The following is a 24,197-nucleotide window of genomic DNA, read 5'->3' on the forward strand; positions in this document are numbered from 1 at the left end:
GTGTTTTAATGTCAAACTAGGGAATGAATACAGGAAACCTTAGCTATCCTCCAATTCAAAATTATGGATTGAAAATGACTAAGTTTTGAATTGTGAATTTTGAATTTCCCGTATTCCCCTAAAATAAGGAGCGATAAGCGTCAATAAATATTATGCGAGTAGTAGCCCTTGTACCTGGCGGAATTGGCGATCAAATTCTGTTTTTTCCGACTCTAGACGATCTGAAGCGCTATTACCCAAAAGCGCAGTTGGATGTTGTTGTGGAACCCCGGTCAAAGGCTGCCTACCGGGTGAGTAAGTCAGTCAATGATATACTGACCTTCGATTACAAAGACCGAAACAGCCTAGCCGATTGGGGAAATCTGGTCGGCACGATGCGCGATCGCGAGTATGATGTGGCGATCGTTGCTGCACAAAGCTGGTTAGTGGGTTTAATGCTCTGGTTGACGGGTATTCCCACACGTATCGGCTACCAAGGCAAAGGTGCGTCATTCCTTACCAAAACTGTACTACCGAAATCTTCTCAGTATGGGGCGACAGTTTACCACGATTTACTTAAACCAATCGACATCACAACCCCTACGCCGGAGTTAGCGGTAAATGTGCCGAAACCTGATATTGAATGGGCAAACAACGAGCAAAAGCGCCTGGGACTTAATGATACAGGTTACGTTCTGATTCATGGCGGCTCTAGCTGGACATCTCAGTCTAAGACTTTGGATACAGTTTACCCTGTGGGAAAATGGCAAGAAATCATACAAGATTTTCGCCAAAAGCAGCCAGATTTACCTGTAGTGGTGATACAAGGCCCTGATGATGAGCAATTTGTGCGATCGCTGCGAGATTCTTCGTTAGAAATTAAGGTTATATCTCCTGATAATGTCGGTAAACTAACGGCGATAATTGCAGGAGCTAACTTAATGCTGACTACCGATAGTGCGCCACTACATTTAAGTGTGGCAGTACAAACCTATACCATTGCATTGTTAGGCTCAACAGAACCTACAAAATTGCTACCAAACAGCGATAAATTTTTAGGAATTAAATCTCCTACAGGTAGGGTAGCTGATATTGCACCCAAGACTGTGTTAGAGAAAGTTTGGGGAGGTTAAGGGGGAGATAGGGGAGATGAGGGAGACAAAGGAGATAAAAATTCTCTACTCAGCACTCATTTCTCCCTATCTAAAACATTTCAAAAAACGCATCATCTAATTCGTAACCTAGCATTTGTGCCATAGATTTAAGGCGTGATTGCCAGGGTATATCTTGTTGTTTTAACCAATCGCTTAAAATAAAGATTTTGTGCATCAAAAAGATTTCTAATGCTTCGGGGTTGTACTGAATGCCCTCCTTGGCGCTGAATTGATGCGGTACAAGCATGGCGGCGTAACGTCCCAATTCGCCTGCTTTCCAGTCTAGTAAAAATGGCAACCAAGGATATTTAGCATCTAAGCGGATAAACCACAGCCTTAATTCGGGAATTTCTGGCAATTCACGGGGATCGCCAGGTTCTAGGGGATAGTCAATAGCAAAATTTAACTGCTGTTCGTGGGAAGCGATGGTTCCATCTAGCAGCAGTGGCTTAATCACCGTATGGGCTGGTGATAAATCAAGGGTATTAACAGCGTCAGTATTGATTGCGATCGTAATTGTCATGGACTCATCAGCTACTTTTTTATGCTCAGTAGTATGCTTGACAATCAACATTATCAGCTTTCTGCTACTGACGCTACGTTTTATTAGTGGGGAATAAGAAAAATTTTTGAGTAGTGCTGAGTAATTATTTTCTCCTCCGCTCCTCTGCTTCCTCATTTCCCCAACTTCAAAGCAGCTATCTGTTGTAATTCCTGACGATTAACTTTACCTTGGGCATTACGTGGTAAGTTATCTATGGAAATCCAATGTTTAGGTATTTTAAATCTACTGAGTTGATGAGAGAGGATAGTTTTGATTTCATCAGCAGATGTGTTGTTATCCTTGGGAATATAAATTGCTGTTAATGCTTGTCCCCATTGTTTATCAGGTATGCCAAGTACACAAACATCAACAACCATTTGTGTAGCGCGTATCACTGATTCTATTTCTATAGGATAAATATTTTCTCCACCTGTAATTATTTTATCGCTGTTTCTACCAACAATATTTAGATAACCTTGCTCATCTAAAAAACCTATATCATCTACCTGTAAATAATTCTTTTCTTCAATATTTGGATAATAACCAAGTGATAAAGATTGAGCCTGAATTGTAACATTACCTATTTGATTGGCTGGTAAAATTATCCCATGTTGATTACAAATTTTTACTTGAGCATGAGGCAGTATTTGACCACTGTTAATTTTACCATTTAAAAAATCATCTGGTTTAAGAGTAGCTACTTGAGAGGCGGTTTCTGTCATGCCGTAGGTAGGCGCTAATCTAATATTGTAGTATTTGGCTTTTTCTAATAATTCTTTCCAAGCAGGCGCACCACCTAAAAGCACAGTTTTAAATTTAGATAACCATGCAGTTAATTCGGCGTTTTCTAGTAGCCTTTGTAGTTGTGTTGGTACTAAAGATATAAAAAAATCTGTAGGTTCAATTTGGTATATTTGATATTTTTCTAATGCTTTGAAAGGTAAAATAGCTAATTTACCATCTGTGGTAAAAGAACGCATAAACTGCATTAAGCCACTCACATGGTATAGCGGTAAAACACAAAATGAGTTAACTTGCGCAAGTTGAAAATATTCTTTAAATCCTTGCACAGAAGCTATTAGTGTTTCCCATGTGTGGATAGCAAATTTAATTTGTCCTGATGAACCACCTGTGGGAATCATGATTGATGGAGAGTGGAAAGTGGGGAGTAACTCACCCCTAACCCCTCCCAGGAGGGGAACAGAAAGATATGAGGTGAGATTTCTATATTTTGAATTGATTTGTCCCCAAATAATATCTGGTTGTACTAAATTAAATACTTGATGCCATTCTTGTTCACCCCAGTCTGGATTACAGAGAAAAATATGGCAGTTAGCAGCACAGGCAGCAATAAAACTTGCTAGAAATCTAATAGGTTGATTTTCAGATATGATAATTTTTGGTGATGTATTCCTTGCTGATAATTGTGTAAGTTCTTTATATAGTTGTGTGGCTAGTTGATGAAGTTCACGGCTGTCATAACCAATCAGCCAATCATCATAATTTTGGTGGTTAAGATAGGCTAAAGGTTGTTTCATAAATCTAGAATAGTTAGTAATTCGTAATTCGTAATTATTAAAATAGTTATTGTGATTGTTAGAATAAGACGTTATTTTCACATTCTTCTGCGAAAAAGTGATTAACGCCAAAACCAACTGCCCTTTTGTAACGAGATAATTCTGCTGCTAGTTTTAAGGCTGCTTGTCTGGCGATCGCAGTTTCAAATACAGATGAGAATACCGCATCAATTTCATGCTGTTGACAAAACTGTCGCAGGCGTGAGGGTGAACCAATAATGGCTGGTTTGATCACAAATACATCCCGCCAACCTTTCTCATAACAATCAGCAAGTTGCTTGAGGGTAGCCACAGATTCATCTAAAGCGATCGCAGTGCTATAAGCTTCACTCAATACCAACATTTGAGAAAATTTATCCACTGACAATGGCTGTTCGATAAATTCGATTTTTATGGGTAAATTATCACAAGCCTGTAGCCATGTGTGAGCTTGGTGATAACCAAGTCCACCATTTGCATCTAGCCGCAGTTTCGCTGTTGTAGGTAAACTTTGGATCAATAATTCAAAAATCTTCAATTCTTGGGCTATCTCACCCACGCCAATTTTCCATTTAAACGTGCGATATCCCTCGTTCCATAAGCTATGCCATTGATCTAGTGCTGCTTCTCCTGCGGGGAGTAAAGCGCTATAGGTGAGGTGGGGAGGTGGGGAAGATGTAGCTTTAGCTTCCCGCAGGGTGGGAGATGAGGAGAAATTATTTAATTTTGAATTTTGAATTTTGAATTTTGAATTTTCTATCGCTGATTCAAAGCCAAATTGACAAGCTGGTAAACTATCGGGAATTGAGTAAATGATTTCTTGGGTGATTTCTTGGGGTAGTTGGTGACAGAAATCCAACGCCTGTTCTAAAGTCTCAGAACCAAACCAGCTAATAGGTGCAATTTCTCCCCAACTAACGTTACCGTTTGTATCTGTAAGACGAAGAATAATTGCCTCGCGTACTTCCCAAATACCATGACTAGTAACTAGCGATCGCAAAAATTTTCTAGCTATGGGGCGAAATTCAAACTGATAAGCCATAGGTTAGTTGACAGCTGACAATTGAAAATTGACAGTTGACAGTTGACAGTTATCAGTTATTCTCCCCTGCTTCCTCATCTCCCCCCACTCCCAACTCCCAACTCCCAACTCCCCACTTAGCACTCTCACACTCCCGCAATTACAAACCCCAAACCCAACAACAAGCAAGCCCAGAAATGCACGGCTACGGCGATGAATTTACAGTTGCTAACTTTTTCTGGTTGGTTGTGGTTTTGATGAACGTGGCGACATAGCTTGAAGGCGTAGGGTAGACTCAGCCAACTCAACAATGTCCATACGGGGAAAAATCCCAACAGCACAAACAGTAGGGTGAAGGGATAAATGCTGGCTGTGAACCAAATGAGGACTTTTGCACCATTAGCTGTACCTAAACGGACAATGGGCGATCGCTTGCCGGCGGCAATATCATCTTTAACTTGGTGGAAGTGTGAGCAAAATAAAATTAGGCTGGTGACAATACCGACAATTACTGAGGCTGCTAAACTCGATATTGACCAAGTTGGGGTTTGGCTGTAATAGCCTGCGGATACTGCTAAAGGCCCGAAAGCAAAGAAGCAGAGGATTTCCCCTAAACCCTGATATCCTAGACGAAAGGGAGGGCCTTGGTACATATAGCCCAAAGCACAACACAGCAAAATTATACCGATGACTGTCGGGTCTTTTTGCCAAATGGCGATCGCTACAATTCCCAGTAAGCCAGAAATTAAACACAAATTTCCTAACCAAAATACTAAGGTCTTCTTACCTGTTAAATTCACCAGAGAATGATGCTTATTTATATCAATTCCTGTTTCGGAATCGAATACATCATTACTGATATTTTCCCAAGCCAGAATTAAGATTGCGGCGGCTATAAAAGTAGCAAATATTGTTAAATTAAATACTTTTTTATCTGTAAAAGCTACTGCACTTCCTACCCAAATGGGCATGATGGCAACACTATACATAGGCGGCTTAATTGCCGCCATCCATAACTTACTTTTGGGACGGGAAATTTGCTTTGTAGTCATTGGTCTTGGTAAAGATTTAAAATGGCAATTAAATACAATACTTCAATCAAATCTTAACGATTTCGGTTTAACATAAATGTGGTTTTTCATGCTGTTTCAATAGTAAACCTCCTAATAAATATTTTTACACTCTCTGCTGACTGCACACAACTAGCTATGGTTTATGAGCGTTCAGGAACACCGCCAACAAGGGAAACCATACTCTGGTGAAATGGTGACTGAATATGTTACCTGTAGAAATACGACCATGATTAATTACACTTTGGAAGATAACTTAAAAAAAATTTACTATTTTTAGATCCATGACAGTTTCACCATGTCGTCGTAACTCCTTTGTTGAATACAAAGATATATATAAATTTTTGTTAAATGTTCAAGAAAATTGCCTAAAAAATGATTGTAGGCAGATTGTGAGTATCTCCCTAGAAATTGACTGGGTTGATCCTCTAGCTGTATTAGATAAATTAGCGCAAGAAAATGCAATAAATTTTTACTTTGAGAACAGAGGTAAAGGGGAAGCGATCGCTGGCATTGATGCAGTCACAAAGTTACAAATAAATGGACAAGAACGCTTCCTTAAAGCCGAGTATTTTATTAAGACAAATTTAAAAAATATCATTAGTTTTGGCAGCACTAATCAAGCTTTTGCGGGGCCGCATTTTTTTTGTTACTTTAGTTTTTTTTCAGAAAACACTCAGATAGAATACCCCTTTCCTTCTGCTACTGTTTTTTTACCACGTTGGCAAATATCTGTAAAGAATCAGTGCTGTACATTAGTGATGAATACAGTCATTAACTCTAGTGTTAACATTCAGATATTATTACAAAATTTACGTAACAAAATAGAGTTTATCAATTCTTTAGAACCATATTCTTCAAATGTTGATTATTTACCTGCTAACCTGAGTAAAAAATTTGTTGCGAATGGACAACGATATAAAAGCTCAGTAGCATCAGCATTAAAGAAAATTGAGACTAATGAATTAAGTAAGGTAGTGTTGGCAGATATTTTAGATGTGAAATCTAATCAGCACTTTAACTTATTTCAATCATTAAATAATCTCCGAAAAATTCATCCTAACTGTTATGTATTCTCTACCAGCAATGGTAAAGGGCAAAACTTTATTGGTGCTAGTCCAGAAAGATTAATTACCATTCATAATCAACAGTTAATTACTGATGCTTTAGCTGGTTCCGCGCCGCGAGGAAAAACCCCGGCTGAAGATGCAGCTAATGCAAATCGCTTACTCAACAGCGAAAAGGAAAGGCACGAACATTTGTTAGTAATGGACTTCATTACTCAACGCCTCACCCAACTAGGGTTGTTACCCCAGGTATTACCACCGCGTCTGCGACAATTATCTAATATTCAGCATTTGTGGACACCAATTAACGCGATCGTACCCGCTAATGTCCACCCGTTAAAAATTGTCGCCCAACTGCACCCAACACCAGCCGTAGCAGGTGCAGCCAGGGATGTTGCCTGTGAAGAAATTCGCCGCTATGAGCCATTTGAGAGAGGCTTATATGCTGCGCCTCTGGGTTGGATAGATTCTCAAGGTAACTGTGAGTTTATTGTCGGGATTCGTTCAGCACTAATAGATGGCGATCGCGCTAGACTTTACGCAGGCGCAGGTATAGTCGCCGGTTCCGATCCTGAGCGAGAATTTGCGGAAGTGCAACTTAAACTTCAAGCCTTACTCAAAGCATTAATTTAAACTCTGTGTCTCTGTGGTAAAAAAACACAGAGACACAGAGGAAACTCTACCACTTGTATTTAATCCAGTCGTAAATCTCTAGATATTCTGCACCTGGATGATTCCATGAATAGTCATAGTTCATCCCTTGAATCGCCAATTTTTGGAAATCTTCAGGAGATTTGTACCATAAATCAATTGCCCGATTCATAGCAGATTCTAAAGCGGGTTTATCAGATTGATAGAATACGTAACCATTGCGTTTTTCTGGCGGGAGATTCTCATCATAATCTCTATCAAATACTGTATTTACCAGCCCACCAACACCGCGCACAATGGGAACAGTACCGTATTTCAAACCAATCATTTGGGTTAAACCGCAGGGTTCATAATTGCTGGGAACAACAATCATATCTGCCCCGGCATAAATTAGATGGGATAATTCTTCATTAAATCCCAGTTCTAAATGCACATCTCGGTTGGTATGTAAAAATCCTTTTTCATGGTGGAAATGAGCATTAATTCCGGCTTCTGTGGCGGAACCAAGTAATACGAATTGTGCGCCTTTATTCAAAGCATGATAAATGGCATGATGGACAAGGTGAACACCTTTTTGAGCATCTAAACGTCCGATATAAGCAATGATTGGTTTATCAGAAGCTTGAAGTGATAAACGCTCGCGTAAAGCTTTTTTGTTATATTGTTTTTGTTCAAAATCTTCTTGACTGTAGTTGTGGGGAATGTAACGATCAACTTCTGGATTCCAGAAATCGTAATCGATACCGTTGAGAACCCCTTTAAATTTGTCTTTGTGCAGATACAGCGTATGACCTAAACCACTGCCCACATCTGTATACTGGGCTTCTAAGGCGTGGTTAGGTGAAACTGTCGTCACCGCATTGGCGTAAACAATTCCCCCTTTCATGTAGTTGATAGCGAAGGGGTTAAAGTTATCCTTGAGTTTATCGTCTTGGAAGTAATAATCCTCTCTATTTAAGCCTGTCGCCCAGAGAGTTTTAGCACCACCAATTCCCTGATGCTTAAAGTTGTGGATGGTGTAGCAAACCCGTTGCGTATCCATGCCATGATATTTATAAATCTCATACAGCATTACAGGAACTAAACCTGTTTGCCAGTCATGACAATGGATAATTTCAGGACGCTTATTGCTTTGGTGGAGAAATTCTAAAGCGGCTTTGCTAAAGAAGGCAAAGCGCATATCGTCGTCATCACAACCGTAATAGCAGCCACGATTAAAGAAATTGTCTTCAGAATGGGGTTCGATGAAGAAACACACCCGTCCATGAACCCAGCCGCAGTACACAGAACAATGAATTGCTGCACCAAACCAGGGAACCCAAAGGTTTAAGTAAGCCTCATGTAGCCCCCAAATATGGTCGTAGCGCATACAATCATACTTGGGTAAAATTAGCTCGACGCAGTTACCCCGAATCTCTAACTCCCTACTTAGCCCGTAAACGACATCCCCTAAACCCCCTGCCTTGATTACTGGGGCGCATTCCGAGGCAATCTGTACAATGTACATCTGTAGTCCTCGCTTCACAAAAGTTTATGTTTACTATATTAATGGGTACATGAAATATGTACTCATTGACAAGTGACTTAGGGAATGTTACGCCAGATTTTGACTTAAAACCTTGATTTAGGGAATATCTATTCAGGATTTCGTGACTTTCTGGAGTTAAATTTTGGCAAAATCTTCTAAGGGTGCGATCGCGTATCTCCCCTGTTCATCCTGACTAACCAAACCTAAAGCTAGTAAATCTCTATCAATAAATAACTTAGTGGCTTTACCGCCTGCGTCGATTTTGGCGTTAATTAGCTGCATAGCGTAGCAAATCGTATCGTAAACCCGTTGAGGATTTATCGCTGTGGTTATAGGCTGATACCTACCTACAGACTCACACAACCGATATACACCATGTGTTGGCGACTGGGAATAACCATAGTGTTTGACAGCACGTTCTAAAAAATAACCAGCCGTGATTGGTTTTTCTCCTGAAGGACGCACACAAGTATAACTGCAATTACCTGGTGTATCGGCTGCAAAACTCCCAGGCATAAATCGTAGAATATTAAAGTTGAGAAAATCAGGGTTACATTCTTCTAAACCAAAGCGAATTGCACTTAAATCATCTGCTAATGTTGTGGGTTCGTAGCCTATGATTTCAGTTTTATCAGTATTTAACTTGGCTTTTGGTAGCCCTAAAATTAAAAAATAACTACTGGGTAATCCAGCTTTATTCATATCTTGAAATACTTGTTTAATTTTCGCTGGATAATCCAATGCTTGTTTAATTTGACTTTGAATAGAGCCATTAAATTTATGATTGGCTAATGAAACTTCTGGTAAGGTATGTTCAACCCCAAAAAACATATACACACATTTATGCTTGACTAGATAGCACATCTGTTCATAATCAATCTTGTCTATTCTGGTATTGGAACCCCAAACAAAACCCTCTTGCTGAAGAATTTCCGCCTCTTTTTTAGCTGCTGTTGGGTGGGCTGTAAAAGTATCAACATCAAGGTATATTGCTTCATATCCACGCTGTTTTAATTGTCGGAGTTGCCGACGGAATGAAGTTTCACTTAATCTGACAACGTGATTATTTTCCTGGCTTTTATTACAGAAACCACAACCCCAAGGACAACCCCTTTGGGTAAACATCTGTGCTGTTTTTAATTGTCTACCATCTTTAGTTTTAAAAATGTCCATATTATGGACTTTAGGAATATGTCTTAACCCAAAGTTCTGGTCTATTTCATCAAAATTAGTAACTCTAGATGCGGTAGAGCGATAGAAATTAGCAAGTTTGTTATTATCAGTATTAGCACAGTAAAATCCTTGGTTTATTTGGGTAAAACATAATCCAGGCAATTGTTTCATATTTCTATGAAAATTCCCTTTGGCAACTGCATGGGCAATTTCTACAATTGAATTTTCACCCTCACCGTCGCAAAATGCTGTTATCCAAGGGGTAATACTAGCTATATCTTCAACGCTTTTGGTAGCATAACCACCTACTAAAATTGGTACATTTTGTCTACCATATTCCATCAATGTGGCGAATATTTTCTTACTATGTGCATCAATTTCCTGCCACTGGGTGGTTAGACAACCTGCGAAAATAATTAAATCAGCATTTTGAACTTCCAGCAGAACATCATTAATAGACAAATCATCACGTTCTAAGTCTAGTTGCACAACTTGATTGAATCCGGCGTTCACTAAACTAGAAGCTAATACAGGTAAAGCCTTATTTGCTCCGTTAAAAGTTCTATGTTTAATATATTCTCCAATGAGAATTATTTTGATAAAATAATAATGGTTTGTCAAAGCTTGTTTTAATGTTAATGGTAGTGAAAAAAGTTTTTGCGTATCTACCATACTTTGCACAAAGCCAAATAATTGAATAAATTTGTTTTGTTGATAAGATAAATTTAAAACCACTGGTTACACCTACCTTAATAATTTTTATAGGTGGTGATGCACTTCTGTCTTAAATGAATGATAAAAATTGCACATTGAATAAATAACCATAAATATTCCCTCATACTCATATATCTATAGAACTATTTAAAAGTCTTAATCTATTGATTTATGTATAAAAAAGTTATCTCCCCGTTTTGATATAGAACGAGGAGATAGTTTCGGTACTACTTAAGTTTTTTCTACTGCACCCAACATTTTTAATGAGGCTTTCTCAGCATCGGTGATACCTCTGATATCAGTGATGTCCATATCTTCATATAAGCGAGGGGATTTTAGCGATCGCAATAGGCTACGATTTTGCATATCCCACAGTTGAACCATTTCATCCTCACTACCACTAGCAAGTAATTTGCCATCAGAACTAAATGCAACAGTGCGGATGGCGGCTGTATGTCGATGCTGGAGGGTATCAATACATTCACCTGTGCTGACTTCCCACAATTTCACAGTAGTATCGGCGCTACCACTGGCTAAAAACTGCCCATCAGGACTAAAGGCGACTGAGTGAACCTGTTGCTTATGTTCTGTTAGGGTATGGACACAGGTAAATGTCTTAAGATTCCATAACTTAATGGTTTTGTCTTCGCTACCACTAGCCAAATACTGCCCATCTGGACTAAATGCTACTGACCAAATCATGCCCTGATGGTCTGTCAAGATTTGTAGACATTCACCACTAGCAACATCCCAAATCCTAATTTCACTTTCCGCACTACCACTAGCTAGGGTACGCCCATCTGGACTAAAAGCAACTGTCCACACCCAATGGCTATGTCCTTTAAATTTTCGGAGACATTCACCTGTAGTAATGTCCCACAAGCGGATAGTGCGGTCTTCGCTACTGCTGGCAAGGGTGTTTTTATCAGGGCTAAATACTACCGTCCACACCCAATTACTATGTCCTGGCAGGGTGCGGATAAGTTTATGACGACGAATGTCTGTCACATACCACAGCTTGATAGTATTATCCGCGCTACCACTGGCGAGTATTTGCCCATCAGGATGAAAGGCTACAGAACGAATACGTCCTTGATGGCCGCGCACAGAGTAAGAGTTGTCAGCTTTTGTACTTAAGTCCCATAAGACAATAGTGTGGTCATCTCGACCACTAGCGAGAATGCGGCTATCTGGACTAAAGGCGACTGAATAGACACCACGGGTATAACCTTGGAGGATGTTCAAGGGTTTACCTGTGGCTACATCCCAAAGCCTAGCTGTTTGGTCATCACTACAGCTAACTAGTGTAAGTCCGTCAGGACTAAATGCGATCGCCCAAACTTGACTAGTATGTCCTTTGAGGATGTGGAGGCATTCACCCTGTGCAGTATCCCAAAGCCTAATTGTTCTATCTTCGCCACAACTAGCCAAGGTTTTCCCATCTGGACTAAAGCGGACAGAATAAATATTTTTGCTATGTCCTAATAAAGTTTGCTGACATTTACCCGTTTTCACATCCCAAAGTTTAATAGTGCTGTCTTCGCTACTACTAGCTAGAGTTTTTCCATCAGCGCTAAAGTGGACGGAATAAACTTCTTGAGTGTGACCTTGTAAATTCCAACATTTACCAGTCGATATATCCCACAGTTTGATCAGACTATCAGCGCCACTACTAACGAGTAGTAAAGATTTATCATCAGCTGTAAATGGTCGGAAGGTGACTGACCACACCCAGTCATCATGACCAACAAGGGTGTTTTGACAAGTTCTTGTTGTCATATCCCACAACTTAATGGTTTTGTCTTCACCAGCACTCGCTAAAATTTTGCCGTCGGGACTGAAGGCGACTGAATAAACTTTATTGGTGTGACCTTTGAGAGTTTCTAAACACTCTCCTGTTTCCACATCCCAAAGTCTGATTGTGTAATCTGCGCTACCACTAGCTAAGATTTTATTATCTGGACTGAAGGCAAATGCCCACACCCAAGCTGTATGACCTTTATATATACGTAGTTGTTTATTATCAGCAGTTTGCCACAGGCGAATTTCCCCATTCATCAAACCAGTAGCGAAGTATCGACCATCAGGGCTGAATCTGACTGATACTACACTAGACATGGTTTCTTTAAATAGAGAACTACTCAGGTCAGAATAGGCAAAGATAGTTTTCCGTAGCTTGACATCTTGAAAATAAGCTTGCCAAATAGTTAAACCAGAAAAATCACGGCGACTTAAATCAACTGAAGTATCGTGGGGAAAATGATTAATCTGTAGTTGACGTAAAAGATTAATTAAATTTCCAGCAGCATAACCCTTTTTGGAAAGAGGGTCTTTTTGTAAACCCTTGAGAATTTGTACTAGATGAGTTTCTAGTTGAGTGCCAAAAATATTCAGTAACTTTTGCTTGACTGGTTCTAAAATCAACCTTTCTTGTGTTTGGCGGATTTCATCACGAGATCGCGCTTTCATCAAAGGATAGGTATTGATAAAATCAAGTTTATTATTCTGGTCAATTTTATTATTCTCACCGATTTCCTCTGACGCTTGTTCTATTATCTGTTCATTGACATATTCCATTACCACAGATTGCAAGCCAAATTTGCTGGCATCTGCTTTCTTCTCTATTAGAGAACGCCTTAATAAAGACTCTAAAACTTCTAAAATTTTAATTGCCGATTCTGTTGATGTTAAATCTTCCCTAAGTTGATGAAAATAAATAAAGTCCCGATTAATTGCTAGCCAGTACATTACTTGTTTTTCTAGTTCAGACAAACGATTAAATTGTTGTTCTAATAAAATGCGAATGTCACCATAAACAGCACTTTCTTGGTCGATCTGACTTAAAAAATCTTGAACTTTATTATTAAACAAATCATAAAGGGTAGTGGCAACAATCTTTAAAGCCAAAGGATTGCCTGAATACCTATCTACTAATTTTTTTAACTCGGCATCAGTGCAATTACAACCCTTATCTGATAGTATTTCTCTAGCTGCAGTTAAATGCAAACTAGAAAGCTGTAACACCTTGACAGGTAAATTTTTACCTTCTAAAGCTGCAACTTCTTTCGGTTTTTCTCGGCTAGTTAATATTAAACAACTATCATGGGCGGCTTCTGCTACTTTTTTAAATAAGTAACCGTAATTTTTATATTCTAGTTGATACTCACCAGCCCATTCTTGAGTTTTACCTTCACCACTACGTAGAATTGATTCCACATTATCTAAAATGATGAGGCATCTGTGCTTTTTTAAAATTTCTATCAGCCGGAGTATTTTGTTATTTTCGCCATCTGGTAAATAATCTTCATTATCATTTGGTAAAAATCGCAAAATCTGTGTGAGAATATCCTCTAACTGTGGAGCATTACGCAGCGATCGCCAAATTAAATAATCAAATTTTGGCTGTACCTTTTTTGCCACCATCGCTGCTAAAACAGTCTTACCAATTCCCCCCATACCTAACAAGGTGACTAACCGACAAGGGTTATTACCAGTTATCCATTCTTCTACATTTAAAAGTTCTTCTTCCCTTCCCCGAAATCCCTCTACATCAACAGCTTCCCCCCAATCTTGATGAGATGGGTAATTTTTAGGAACAGCATAATATTGCTGAGACAATTTCTGCCTTAGTTCATAAATTTTCTTATTATAAGTACCTGTGATACCCAATTTGCGGTAGCTTTCACCTAATCTTTTTCTCACAGCAGGTTGAGAAATTCTCAGCTTATCGGCAATCTCTGCACCAGAATGATTATGTAACGCCAAAATTAAAGCATCTAATTCTGTTGGCGTTACACCATATTTATTTGCTACGTCGGTAATGAAATCATCTGGAGGCTGGAACATATCAGCGCTCATCATTTCATTCTTAACTCCACGTAAGATATTTATAGCTATGTGAGATAACCTTTATAGCACTGTCAAGTGATTTGGAAAAGGGTATTTATACATGTTTCGCAAGAAATACATAAATATAATGGTTAATTTTAGCTAAGTTTCACATAACTAATTTTTGTCAAAGTTCATTCCCTGTATTTGAAGCTATTTTTATACTTTATCCATGTATTAACACGTAGTAAATCTGCATTATATATAGCTGATTCACAAAAGTGCCAAAGAAAATGCTGATAAATACTTGCGCTTTTCCCATCTTTATCTTATACCTAAATATAGATATGTGAGATAGGCGGTACATATAAATATCAACAGTCAACCTCACGGAGCATCTACATATGGATCAATTCTTCTCAGACTTCATCAAGGGTACTAAATCTATCACCATACAATTGAAGATAGAAGATAAACCCTGTAAAGCCTTACCCACAAATAAGCTAGAGAACGGAGGAAATCAAAAACTCTATCTACCATACAAGACAGTTGAGTTACCGCCTGTGTTTTCTCACATGAATTTCCGGTTGATGGAAATTTTATCAGCTACTAGACATGGAGAGTTTGTTACTCGTAGCAAACAGGCTAATTACGAAACTATCGTAGAACTGGGTGGATATATTAATCACCGCTACGGTTTGACTCAACAAGAAGTAGAGGAAATCAACAAGACATACAACAAAATTATAGAAATGTGCATAGCGTGGAGGTTGGCGAACAAAAAAAGTTAATTAGATAAGCCCTCCATAGCTGCTTTTGGGTAGAGAAGATAGGTAACTATGTGAGATGACGATTACAACTAAATAACCATAACTTTCGATACATTTGGCTTTCGATAAATGAGAAGTTTACAAGCCGGGGGTGTAATTTTACACTGACCGGCTTTTTGCGTAAATATGTTTTCTCGGGAGGAAAAGAAATGAAATCTAATTTCGACAACAACAAAAATCCCCTCTTAATTTGGGCTGGAAAAGGGCTGAAATACTTCCTACTCATGCTGGTTGGTTTAGCGATCGCCTTCGTTATCTCACATACCTTTAAAGTCATCCTCATACTGGCGCTACTGCAATCCCCAGATGTATGGCTGTGGATTGCGCGGATGGCGATTACGCTATTTTGCTTATTTGCGATCGCCATGATATTTGAATCTTGGAGTTGATTTTGCCCCTCGATTCCACATGAATTTGAACTTACCGCCTTTGGCTCACTTTCCCCAGCCAAAGGCTTCACAATACTAGGAGGTATAAGCATGACAAACAACTTCAAAAATGACACACTCTCACCCGTATTAATTATCTTAGTTGCAGGGTCAATTTCTCTAGCGATCATCAACAAAGAAAACCACCAAGCGTACTTCGACATCGTAAAAATAGCTATGGCTTACAGCTTTGGCTCACTTAAATCTCACAACCAATCTAAACCGTCTCATAACCACGAAGATACAGACACAGACCTAAAATAAAATTAGCCAAACTCACATTAGGTTAATCTAAGTGGTAAAGCAGCAAATTAAGGATATAAGTAAAAGCCGTCTTGTTTCACCCCATCGGGTAAAGTAATGCACACTCAACAAATATACCAAGACCTTTGCTATATACCTTAATTACGTAGGCGCAAGCCTTCTCTACGAGACGCTACGCGATGTCACAGACTATTACGAACTACGAATTACCCATGTCCCAGGTATTAGAACAATCAATTGAAATTAACGCCACAGCCAGCGCGGTAGAACGCTGTCTTACCGATTTAACCCTAATGCACCGTTGGTTAAATCCCGTACTACGCTGCGAACCAGTAGGAGAAAGATGGAGTACAGATATTGGTAGTAAAAGCCGCTTCATCATCCAAATTCCCATAATGCAACCAACCCTTAACAGCGTTGTAGTAGAACGCCAACCAGGGTTAGTAGTATGGGAATTTAAAGGATTTTTCCAAGGACGCGATCGCTGGGAATGTCAACCCCAACAAAAGGGAACGCTGCTACTCAATCGCTTTGAATTTGACATCCCTAATCCCATAGTTAGCTGGGGCTTCAACACCTTCGCCGCCACCTGGACAAAACAAGACATGGAAACACAACTCAGACGACTAAAAAGGGTAGCGGAAGAGAGTCAATAATTAGTTGACAGTTGACAGTTGACAGTTGACAGTTATGATTAGGTTCTCTTCCCCACTCCCCACTCCCTTACTTCATCTCTCCCAACAAACGCCGGATAGTGGCTGTATCTTCGGCGTTGGGTACATTTGCTAGATAGGTTTCTAGGTCATTGGTAGCCTGTGGATAATAACCTAGTTGGTAATAGAGTAAACCGCGATCGCGCAATTCTGAAGTTGCTTCAGGAAATAGCAATAAAATTCTCTCAACGACACTTAAGCTTTTTTCTATATCTTGCTTTCTCAGGTAAATATATTTCAGATTAGTCAGCATTCTTGCCAAAAATTGGCGCTTGCTGATAGTCGCTAAAAATTCTGGTCGTAAAGTTACCGACTGCTGAAACATCTGATTTAGCTTATCCTGACAATCCTGAGCGAACAACACCTCACCGCGATTGAACGCATCAACAAAAATCTCCATATCAGAGATAGCTGGACGAATTAAGAAATGTCCAGGTAAACCTACCCCCTCCATCGGAAAATCACTCCTCTTGGCAATTTCCAGGTAAACCAAAGCTAAAGTAATCGGAATACCCACTCGGCGGTCAATTACTTCATTCAGAAAACTATTGCGTGGGTCATAATAATCTTGTTGATTCCCCGCAAACCCCAAATCATCGTAGAGATATTGATTAATAGCCTGTATCACCCGTAACGGATACCGTGAAGATGGTAAACGCTCCTCAACCTCCATCGCCATAGTATCCAGAGTGTTGAGATACTCATCCGTATCCAATCTAGGATATTCTTCCTGAGCAATATACAAAGCTGCCCTAGCTAGGTCAATATCCTCCTCAGATTTCTGAACCTCTTGATAAAAATATTGTCGTGCTGAGGAGAAATTCATAAACCAAGCCTCACTGAATTAAGTTAAACCTCTGCGCCCCTCCGCGCTAACCTCCGCGACCCTCCGCGTTTAAAATTCCCACCAAAAGACACAGAGAACAAAAAAGAGGTCTAATAGACCCCTTCCCTAACTTAACTATAATAATTTTTGACCTATAGAAATTAAGACAACCCAGTATTAGCGCCTTGTTTACCAGTTGCCAATTCCACTTTGATAATTTTGCCCCCTGCTTTTTGGATACGCTGTTGTTCGCGGAACCAGTTTTCATAAGGAACTAGCTTGGTGAAATAGGTGTTTTGTAGTTCGCGTTGGGTACGAGTTCTGCTTAGGCTAGGAACAAGAGCTGTAATTTTAAACAAACGGGACATTTGAAAATCTCCTAATCAGTATTTTGGGAAAAATTCTTTATCTCAAAAATTTTGAGCGTTAATTATTAATTAATTATTCCAAGTCTGGAAATCAAGCATCAATACTAGACCGCTAATACTCATCAATCTAAGCAATAGAACGTCCTAGCACTCACGATTGATTTCCAGACCTCATCAAGCCGCACCTAAACCATTAAGTGCGCAACTGCTCTTAGCTCAAGCCAGAGGAGATGTAGTCTAGGTAAACACCCATTTCTTTACCAGCGTCAGCACCAACTAAGCTAGCGGTTACTTCTTTGATAGCTTGAATAGCTTGTACGGTAGCGCCGATGGGTACACCCAAGGAGTTGTAGGTTTCTTTCAAACCGTTTAATACACGCTCGTCGAGGATGGAAGGATCGCCAGCTAACATAGCGTAGGTAGCGTAACGCAAGTAGTAATCCAAGTCACGGATACAAGCAGCGTAACGGCGGGTGGTGTACATGTTACCACCGGGACGGGTGATATCAGAGTACAACAAAGATTTAGCTACAGCTTCTTTAACGATCGCAGCAGCGTTAGCGCTGATGGTTGTAGCAGCACGAACACGCAGTTCACCAGTGGAGAAGTAAGCTTTTAGCTTTTCTAAAGCTGCGGTATCGAGGTACTTGCCTTGCACGTCAGCAGAGTTAATGACGGCGGTGATTGCATCTTGAGCCATTGTTGTTAATTCCTTATTTCCAACCTTATTGCAATATTCCAGTTCCAGCAGGGAAACTAACGACTATGACAACGCGCCTACTACGTAGTCAAAGTAAGAGCCTGCTTCAGCTGCATCTTCAGCAGAAAGAAGGGAAGAAGCAGCATTTTTCAATGCACGTACACCTTCACCAACTGCTTCGATAGGAGTACCGAGAGATTTGTACATCTCACGAACACCGATTACACCGATTTCTTCAATAGGAGTAACGTCGCCAGCAACAATTCCGTAGGTAACAAGACGGAGGTAGTAGTCGAGGTCACGCAGACAGGTAGCTGTCAATTCTTGACCGTAAGCGTTACCACCAGGAGAAACAACATCAGGGCGCTTTTGGAACAATTGATCGCCAGCTTGCTTTACCAAACGTTCGCGGTTGTCGGTCAAAGCTTGCGCGATGCGGAGACGTTGTTGACCACCAGCAACAAAGCTTTTGATCCGATCTAATTCGCCAGGGCTGAGGTAGCGGGCTTCTGCATCAGCATTCACGATGGACTTCGTGACGATACTCATTAATGGATTCCTCCAGTACGAAATGAAACCAGAATTTGATTAAACTGGTGCGATTTTAAATTTGGGTGACTGAGATTAATCTCTTGTCTTGTACGCACAGCAGTAAAAGAAGTGACTGTAGTGATTACATTACAAGTTTGCTTGAGTTAATACAACTACACAAGCTTTAAAACTCAGCTACCTTACGCAAAATATTGTCCGGCATTATGTTGAGCATTTATGACTGCTCTTAATACTTTGTAATATTTGTTTCAGATTTGCTATGTTCGCAACAATAGACACAGCAAAGCGAGGGATTGGATATTGTTTCTTTTACCCAGTCCCTCATTTTCTTAGAGCTTGTTTTCAAACTACTCGTAGCGACATCAAGTATTTTTAGACCCCCCTAAATCTCCCTTAAAAAGGAGGACTTTAAGACGCTGTTAGCCCCCCTTTTTAAGGGGGGTTGGGGGGATCATAGTATTTGAAAACGTACCCTAGCTTTGCAAATTAGCGATCGCTACCTCTACCAGTGAGTGTAGATGGCGACAAGCTAGACCAAGATTGTTTCACCAAGTCGGCTGCTGCTTGCACACTACCCAGGTAGTTACCTGCGGGTAGCGATGGGTAACGTGGGTAAGGAACCACATCTTCACCAAAGTAGCGGCTGTATTCAGCACTTTCAACAATTGCTTCCACAGCAGCACGCAAACCGTTATCAGCTAACAGCTTGTTGTACTGACGAATTTCGCCTTGGGTAGCTGGCGCACGTCCCAACAGGTGACGGAATAAGAACTCAATTACCTTGGTGTTGGGATATGGGGTGTAGAAGCGTTTGCGGTAGATTTCCGAACTAGCCAATTCCCGCACGAACTCACGTACAGAAATTTCTCCGTTACGCAGTTTGCTATCTAGTTCTGTGCGGCGGTAATAGTCGGGTACTTGTCCGCTAAATACATCCAGCACTTGACGGTAAATAGCGTTAATTACCAACTGTCTTTCTGCTTGGGTAGTACCATCAGTCAGACGGTAAATACGCGCAGGTTTACGGCGTGTTGTACCGACACCCACTTCCACAGACTGTCCGCGACCATCGTTATAGGAACGACCCAATTCAATAAACAAGGGCTTAGTCTTGTCGATTTGTCTGGCTTGGGCGGCTAAATCTGCGATCGCCTTCGCTAAGATTGGGGTCTTATCAGAAGGTATCCGCGTTTCTACAGGCTTAAAGCTGGGGATAACCACATCATTATTTTGCTTAGTCAGTTGGTTATACAGCTTCTGGGTATTGGGGAAGTTCGCCGCAGGTAAGGTTGGGAAGCGTCTGTAAGGAACAGTATCTTCACCAAACACCTCACGGTACTCCTGAGAGTTCACCAAAGCATTGATGAAAGCACGAATCCCTTGGGTAGCCAAAATTTGGTTATACTTGCGGATTTCTGCTTGATCAATTGGTGCGCGTCCCAGGAAGTGCTTAGTTCCCAGTTCAATTACCTTGGTGTTGGGGTATGGGGTGTAGAACTCCTTCAGGTAGAGGTTAGAGTAACCCAGACCTTCAATAAATTCCTTGACGGTAATTTCACCGTTACCCAGTTTGCTTTCCCATGCGGAAAATTCGTTCTGAGCAATGTATGGTGCAATATCACGCTCAAAAATTTGCCGATAAGCAGCACTAATTACAGTTTGGACAGCCGCTTTATCGTTGTTACCAGCTACCAGCTTGAATATCTTGGTTTGTTCACGCTGCTTAGTAACACCTTGGTTGATGCGGAAGTCAATATCTGGCTGAGTCCGGTTTTCCTTAACAGTACCCAGTTCTACAAAGCGTGGTGTTTCTTGTTTTTCAACTTTCGCACCTACATCTTCGCGGATACTACCAACCCGTAACTGTCTAAGGGCGACACCCGCAGGAGTCAGATAACGTTCGTAAGGAACTGTATCCTCACCAAAAGCTTCGGTGTACTCTAAGCTGTCAATAATTGCATCGACAACAGCGTAAAAGCCCTTCTTAGAAGCGATATCGAAGTACTTGTTGTTTTCTTGACGACCGTAGGTAGGACGACCTAGCAAGCGACGGTGGATGTATTCAATCGCTTTACAAACATACAACTTTGTCCAGTAAAGGTTACGGAATAGATCCGACTTCGCCAAGGCTCTGACAAACTCCCGTACAGAAATTTCGCCGTTTTCCAGCTTAATTTCTTGTACTTTTAGTCGTTGACCTTCGTACACATCCCGACCGATTACTTGCAAGTAAATAGCTCTAATTACAGCTTGAGTGCTGCTTTCAGAGAACTTGACACTTGCACCCTTAGCTGCCTTTCTGCCGATAGTACCTGGTAGTTGATCCAACTTGAACACTTTAGGTCCAAGAGAACCAGGAGCGACACCTCTAGCACCGGGGTTACTAACTTGGTTGTTAATACCAGGGCCTTGGTGAATTAAGATCCGTCTGGTGTCCTTACCAAAAGGTGCAGGGCTGGTGCTGGGGTTGCGAGTTTCTTTCGGGAAAATCGCCCCAAACTGAATTTCTAATGGGTCGTTACCGGAACCGTAGGGGTGTTGATCTGGTAATGGGCGATCGTAAGCCGCGAATGTGGTAATAAACTGAGGTACTTTCCTAAAAGGCGCACTGTAATTAAACAGGTCTTGCTGTGGCCCCCAGTTGCGACATTCTTGAGCTTCTTGACCCAGACCGCGCAAGTATGGTACTGTTTCTTCCCCAAAGTAATCGCTGTACTCAGCCGAATCTACTAAAGCATCAACTAAAGCTGGTAGACCACCGTTAGAAACAATCGAGAAATATTTTTGTACTTCTTCACGGCTACTTGGCCCCCGTCCCAAAATGTGACGGAAAGCTAGTTCAATAACACGGCTGTTAATAAAAGGTTGGTAAAACTGTTTTTGGTAAAGGGGAGATTTAGCCAAACGACGGACGAACTCTTTCATCGAGATGTCGCCGTTTTTAACTTTGGATTCCAAATCAGAAACCGACAAGCTGTAAGCACGGGTAATATCGCGCTCAAAGATTTGCCGATAAGCTGCTTTAACGACCTCATTTTTTTCTGTAGCTGACAACCCAGTCTTCATGACAAACTTGGGTCTTCTTTCAGCAGCATTAAAGTAAATTTGGGGTAGTTGTAACCCTTGTTGGTCGCCAGAGGGACGTTGACGTACTTTATTAGAAGGTGTGGGTGCTTTGAACTCAGTGATCAAAACATCCATGTACTGGTTAACAATCTCTGCTGCTTGGGTGTCTTTGCGGAAATAGGAAAGTGAGGCTGCTTTGATTTCCTGCAAAGCGACGATAGTAGCTTCACCAGAGCAAGCATTTTCAATAATTTCTCGCAGACCCCTGGTATTGACAACAATAATGTTGGGGTCGCCAGCCACGATCGCATAAGTAGCATAGCGTAAGAACCAGGACAAGTCCCGTAAGCTCTTAGCCATGTTGCTGGGGCCGTAACGAGCAATGTTAATTGGTCTAAACCCTGGCGGGGTTGGGCCACTGGGAGAGGAATTAAAGATGGAACGTAAGTTTTCTAGGAAGCCACCACGAGTTTCTACATAGGTGACAGTTCCTAACTTCATCCCTTCTGTGACATTTCCAGCAGTAGCACCAGCCATTGCTAGTTCTTGTTCTCTGGGCTTTTCTAAGAAAGCCATCGGTGAACCACCCACAAATATGCGGTTAGCTGCACGAGAAACAATAATTTCTGAATTTTCTGTGAGAATTTGGGCAATTTCTAGACGTTTTGCACCAGATGCAAAATAACTTGCTAATTCATCTAGTTCACCCCTACCCAAAAAGCGGTCTTGCTGCTCCGCTTGGGTAATTGTTGCCACAGCTAGAGTTTGATATAGTTGCGGGCGCGCAACCGAGCTTCCACCACTCGCCTTAACACTCATCGGATTTGTAAAACTCCCATCATAATTATTTATGTGTTAAGTCTGGGTCGCTTTGAGGCTTGACACATCGGTATACCTATGCTCTATGAGTAACGCCTTCAAAACTGCCAGTAAATTTAACCCAGTCAGCTTTTAGATTAGAACGTTTTGCGTTTACGCTGGTGATTTATTAAGAACTATGTAGATTTTGTTGCTGAGATCCATGTATTTCAAGTAGCACATACTATTTCTGGGTTAACATAAAATCTAATTTTTGTTACGGTTCTTAACAAAAACTCACCACCGTTTAATTTGCTTAAGTCTCTAACTTTTATTTGAACATAAAAAATAAGGGAGCTAGGAGTGGGGGAGAATTTATTGTTACCTTGTCTCACATCCTACCTGAAGCCAAAGTCACATCACTCTCATCCTCCTAGTCAGAAAGCAGGAGGTATAAGGCAGAATTTCTTAATTTTGGATTTTGCGGAAAGTTGCGGTGCGGGGGTTCCTCCCGTTGAGCAAACTTTCCAAGACGAATTTTGAATTGATTACTCCCTCATCCCTGTCTCACATAAGCATTCTCCGTGAAAACAGGTACACAATTGCTGATATTGTAAGCTGCGGCGATTTCCACGTCTGACTCATACCCTTTCTCAATCAGTTCTTTACCAGAACTGCATCGCTGCAAATAACAGAGTAAATCCTTTTGGAAAGCCTGGAATGTTGTTACAGCAACTTCAGCCTCCGGTGATAAACTACCTTGTAAATAACTGAGAATTGCCCCAGCACCTAGCAAATCTTCAAAAGCAGGACGTAGGCTGTTGTCATCTTTCCACCTTTCCCCAGCCGGAATCACAGCAATTTTCCTACCATAACTTTGAGCAACCCTAGCTACAGCTTCGCAATTACGTAAACACCCAGCCAAGGTTGGTGTAGTTCCAGTTTGCAAGGTAAGAAAAGAACCATTCGGTGAAGGTAAAACTAACCGAGTTCCAGCCGGAATCTCAAGTAAAGATTGAGGCGATAGAGAGTAACCAGTTATTGTCCAACGTTGTCGATAACTAGCTAATTCTGCTTGTATTGACTTGGCATAATCAACAACTGATTCATCCTTCATTGGGTATGGAAAAATGATTGCACCGTTATTAGTAGCAACCTCTACACAAGTAGAAAAAGAGAGAACATCAACTATCACAACTACATCACTAATAGGCGCAAGTTGAGCAACACCTTGTATCCCCCACTCACAGCGCAAATCAAACTCAGACTGATCGTAAATCATAAGTAATCATAAGTGTGATCGCCCAAAACAATATCCAAGTTTGTAGTCAGCCCTAAACTGCTACTCCAAGGGCTAAAGCTCTTAC

The 24,197-nt window shown here is 40.8% G+C and carries 19 protein-coding genes; 6 read left to right on the plus strand and 13 right to left on the minus strand.

Features of this window, described 5'->3' with window-relative positions:
- Window positions 1–152 precede the first annotated feature (152 nt).
- Window positions 153–1,112, plus strand: a complete 960-nt coding sequence (locus tag NSMS1_RS19425; protein WP_224086411.1) for a glycosyltransferase family 9 protein — start codon at window positions 153–155, stop codon at window positions 1,110–1,112.
- Window positions 1,113–1,182: 70 nt separating this feature from the next.
- Here NSMS1_RS19425 and NSMS1_RS19430 read toward each other — a convergent pair whose 3' ends face one another.
- The 4 genes from NSMS1_RS19430 to menA all read right to left on the minus strand — a co-directional run bounded on the left by NSMS1_RS19430 (window position 1,183) and on the right by menA (window position 5,306).
- On the minus strand, window positions 1,183–1,656 hold the full coding sequence (locus tag NSMS1_RS19430) for a CRR6 family NdhI maturation factor (protein WP_224095281.1): 474 nt from the start codon (window positions 1,654–1,656) through the stop codon (window positions 1,183–1,185).
- A gap of 152 nt (window positions 1,657–1,808) precedes the next feature.
- Window positions 1,809–3,215, minus strand: a complete 1,407-nt coding sequence (locus tag NSMS1_RS19435; RefSeq protein ID WP_224086412.1) for a 2-succinylbenzoate--CoA ligase — start codon at window positions 3,213–3,215, stop codon at window positions 1,809–1,811.
- A 58-nt stretch (window positions 3,216–3,273) separates the two neighbouring features.
- On the minus strand, window positions 3,274–4,275 hold the full coding sequence (locus tag NSMS1_RS19440; RefSeq protein WP_224086413.1) for an o-succinylbenzoate synthase: 1,002 nt from the start codon (window positions 4,273–4,275) through the stop codon (window positions 3,274–3,276).
- Between the two features lie 125 nt (window positions 4,276–4,400).
- A complete protein-coding gene (menA, locus tag NSMS1_RS19445; RefSeq protein ID WP_224086414.1) occupies window positions 4,401–5,306 on the minus strand; it encodes a 2-carboxy-1,4-naphthoquinone phytyltransferase in 906 nt (301 codons plus the stop codon).
- Window positions 5,307–5,608: 302 nt separating this feature from the next.
- Between menA and NSMS1_RS19450 the strand changes: the two genes are divergently transcribed.
- Window positions 5,609–7,024, plus strand: a complete 1,416-nt coding sequence (locus NSMS1_RS19450) for an isochorismate synthase MenF (protein ID WP_224086415.1) — start codon at window positions 5,609–5,611, stop codon at window positions 7,022–7,024.
- 46 nt (window positions 7,025–7,070) lie between these two features.
- Here NSMS1_RS19450 and glgA read toward each other — a convergent pair whose 3' ends face one another.
- From glgA to NSMS1_RS19465, 3 genes are all read right to left on the minus strand, one after another.
- Window positions 7,071–8,549 carry a glycogen synthase GlgA gene (gene glgA / locus NSMS1_RS19455; RefSeq protein WP_224086416.1) on the minus strand — a complete coding sequence of 493 codons (1,479 nt, stop codon included), beginning with the start codon at window positions 8,547–8,549 and terminating at the stop codon, window positions 7,071–7,073.
- A 156-nt stretch (window positions 8,550–8,705) separates the two neighbouring features.
- On the minus strand, window positions 8,706–10,478 hold the full coding sequence (locus tag NSMS1_RS19460; RefSeq protein ID WP_224086417.1) for a B12-binding domain-containing radical SAM protein: 1,773 nt from the start codon (window positions 10,476–10,478) through the stop codon (window positions 8,706–8,708).
- A 210-nt stretch (window positions 10,479–10,688) separates the two neighbouring features.
- Window positions 10,689–14,318: an NB-ARC domain-containing protein gene (locus tag NSMS1_RS19465; protein WP_224086418.1), complete on the minus strand. Its 3,630-nt coding sequence runs from the start codon at window positions 14,316–14,318 to the stop codon at window positions 10,689–10,691.
- A 371-nt stretch (window positions 14,319–14,689) separates the two neighbouring features.
- On the opposite strand from NSMS1_RS19465, the gene NSMS1_RS19470 reads away from it, so the two are divergent.
- The 4 genes from NSMS1_RS19470 (at window position 14,690) to NSMS1_RS19485 (ending at window position 16,463) form a co-directional block, all read left to right on the plus strand.
- The gene (locus NSMS1_RS19470) at window positions 14,690–15,076 is read left to right on the plus strand and encodes a hypothetical protein (RefSeq protein WP_224086419.1); all 387 of its coding nucleotides are present in this window, start codon (window positions 14,690–14,692) and stop codon (window positions 15,074–15,076) included.
- Between the two features lie 188 nt (window positions 15,077–15,264).
- Entirely contained in the window at window positions 15,265–15,504 is a 240-nt protein-coding gene (locus NSMS1_RS19475) for a hypothetical protein (protein WP_224086420.1), read from the plus strand.
- Between the two features lie 90 nt (window positions 15,505–15,594).
- Window positions 15,595–15,807 carry a hypothetical protein gene (locus NSMS1_RS19480; RefSeq protein WP_224086421.1) on the plus strand — a complete coding sequence of 71 codons (213 nt, stop codon included), beginning with the start codon at window positions 15,595–15,597 and terminating at the stop codon, window positions 15,805–15,807.
- A 212-nt stretch (window positions 15,808–16,019) separates the two neighbouring features.
- Entirely contained in the window at window positions 16,020–16,463 is a 444-nt protein-coding gene (locus NSMS1_RS19485; protein WP_224095282.1) for an SRPBCC family protein, read from the plus strand.
- Between the two features lie 67 nt (window positions 16,464–16,530).
- On the opposite strand, the gene NSMS1_RS19490 is transcribed toward NSMS1_RS19485, so the two are convergent.
- The 6 genes from NSMS1_RS19490 to NSMS1_RS19515 form a co-directional block, all read right to left on the minus strand.
- Window positions 16,531–17,346, minus strand: a complete 816-nt coding sequence (locus NSMS1_RS19490) for a SirB1 family protein (protein WP_224086422.1) — start codon at window positions 17,344–17,346, stop codon at window positions 16,531–16,533.
- Between the two features lie 161 nt (window positions 17,347–17,507).
- Entirely contained in the window at window positions 17,508–17,714 is a 207-nt protein-coding gene (locus NSMS1_RS19495; RefSeq protein WP_224086423.1) for a phycobilisome linker polypeptide, read from the minus strand.
- Between the two features lie 211 nt (window positions 17,715–17,925).
- Window positions 17,926–18,414, minus strand: coding sequence for an allophycocyanin subunit beta (gene apcB / locus NSMS1_RS19500; RefSeq protein ID WP_067765574.1), 489 nt, complete (start codon window positions 18,412–18,414; stop codon window positions 17,926–17,928).
- A gap of 63 nt (window positions 18,415–18,477) precedes the next feature.
- Window positions 18,478–18,963: an allophycocyanin subunit alpha gene (apcA, locus tag NSMS1_RS19505; protein WP_224086424.1), complete on the minus strand. Its 486-nt coding sequence runs from the start codon at window positions 18,961–18,963 to the stop codon at window positions 18,478–18,480.
- A 489-nt stretch (window positions 18,964–19,452) separates the two neighbouring features.
- Entirely contained in the window at window positions 19,453–22,851 is a 3,399-nt protein-coding gene (locus NSMS1_RS19510; protein WP_224086425.1) for a phycobilisome rod-core linker polypeptide, read from the minus strand.
- Between the two features lie 535 nt (window positions 22,852–23,386).
- Complete coding sequence (locus tag NSMS1_RS19515; protein WP_224086426.1) at window positions 23,387–24,112, minus strand: 2-phosphosulfolactate phosphatase; 726 nt, start codon at window positions 24,110–24,112, stop codon at window positions 23,387–23,389.
- Window positions 24,113–24,197 lie beyond the last annotated feature (85 nt).

The organism is Nostoc sp. MS1, from assembly GCF_019976755.1.
Taxonomy (GTDB): Bacteria; Cyanobacteriota; Cyanobacteriia; order Cyanobacteriales; family Nostocaceae; genus Trichormus.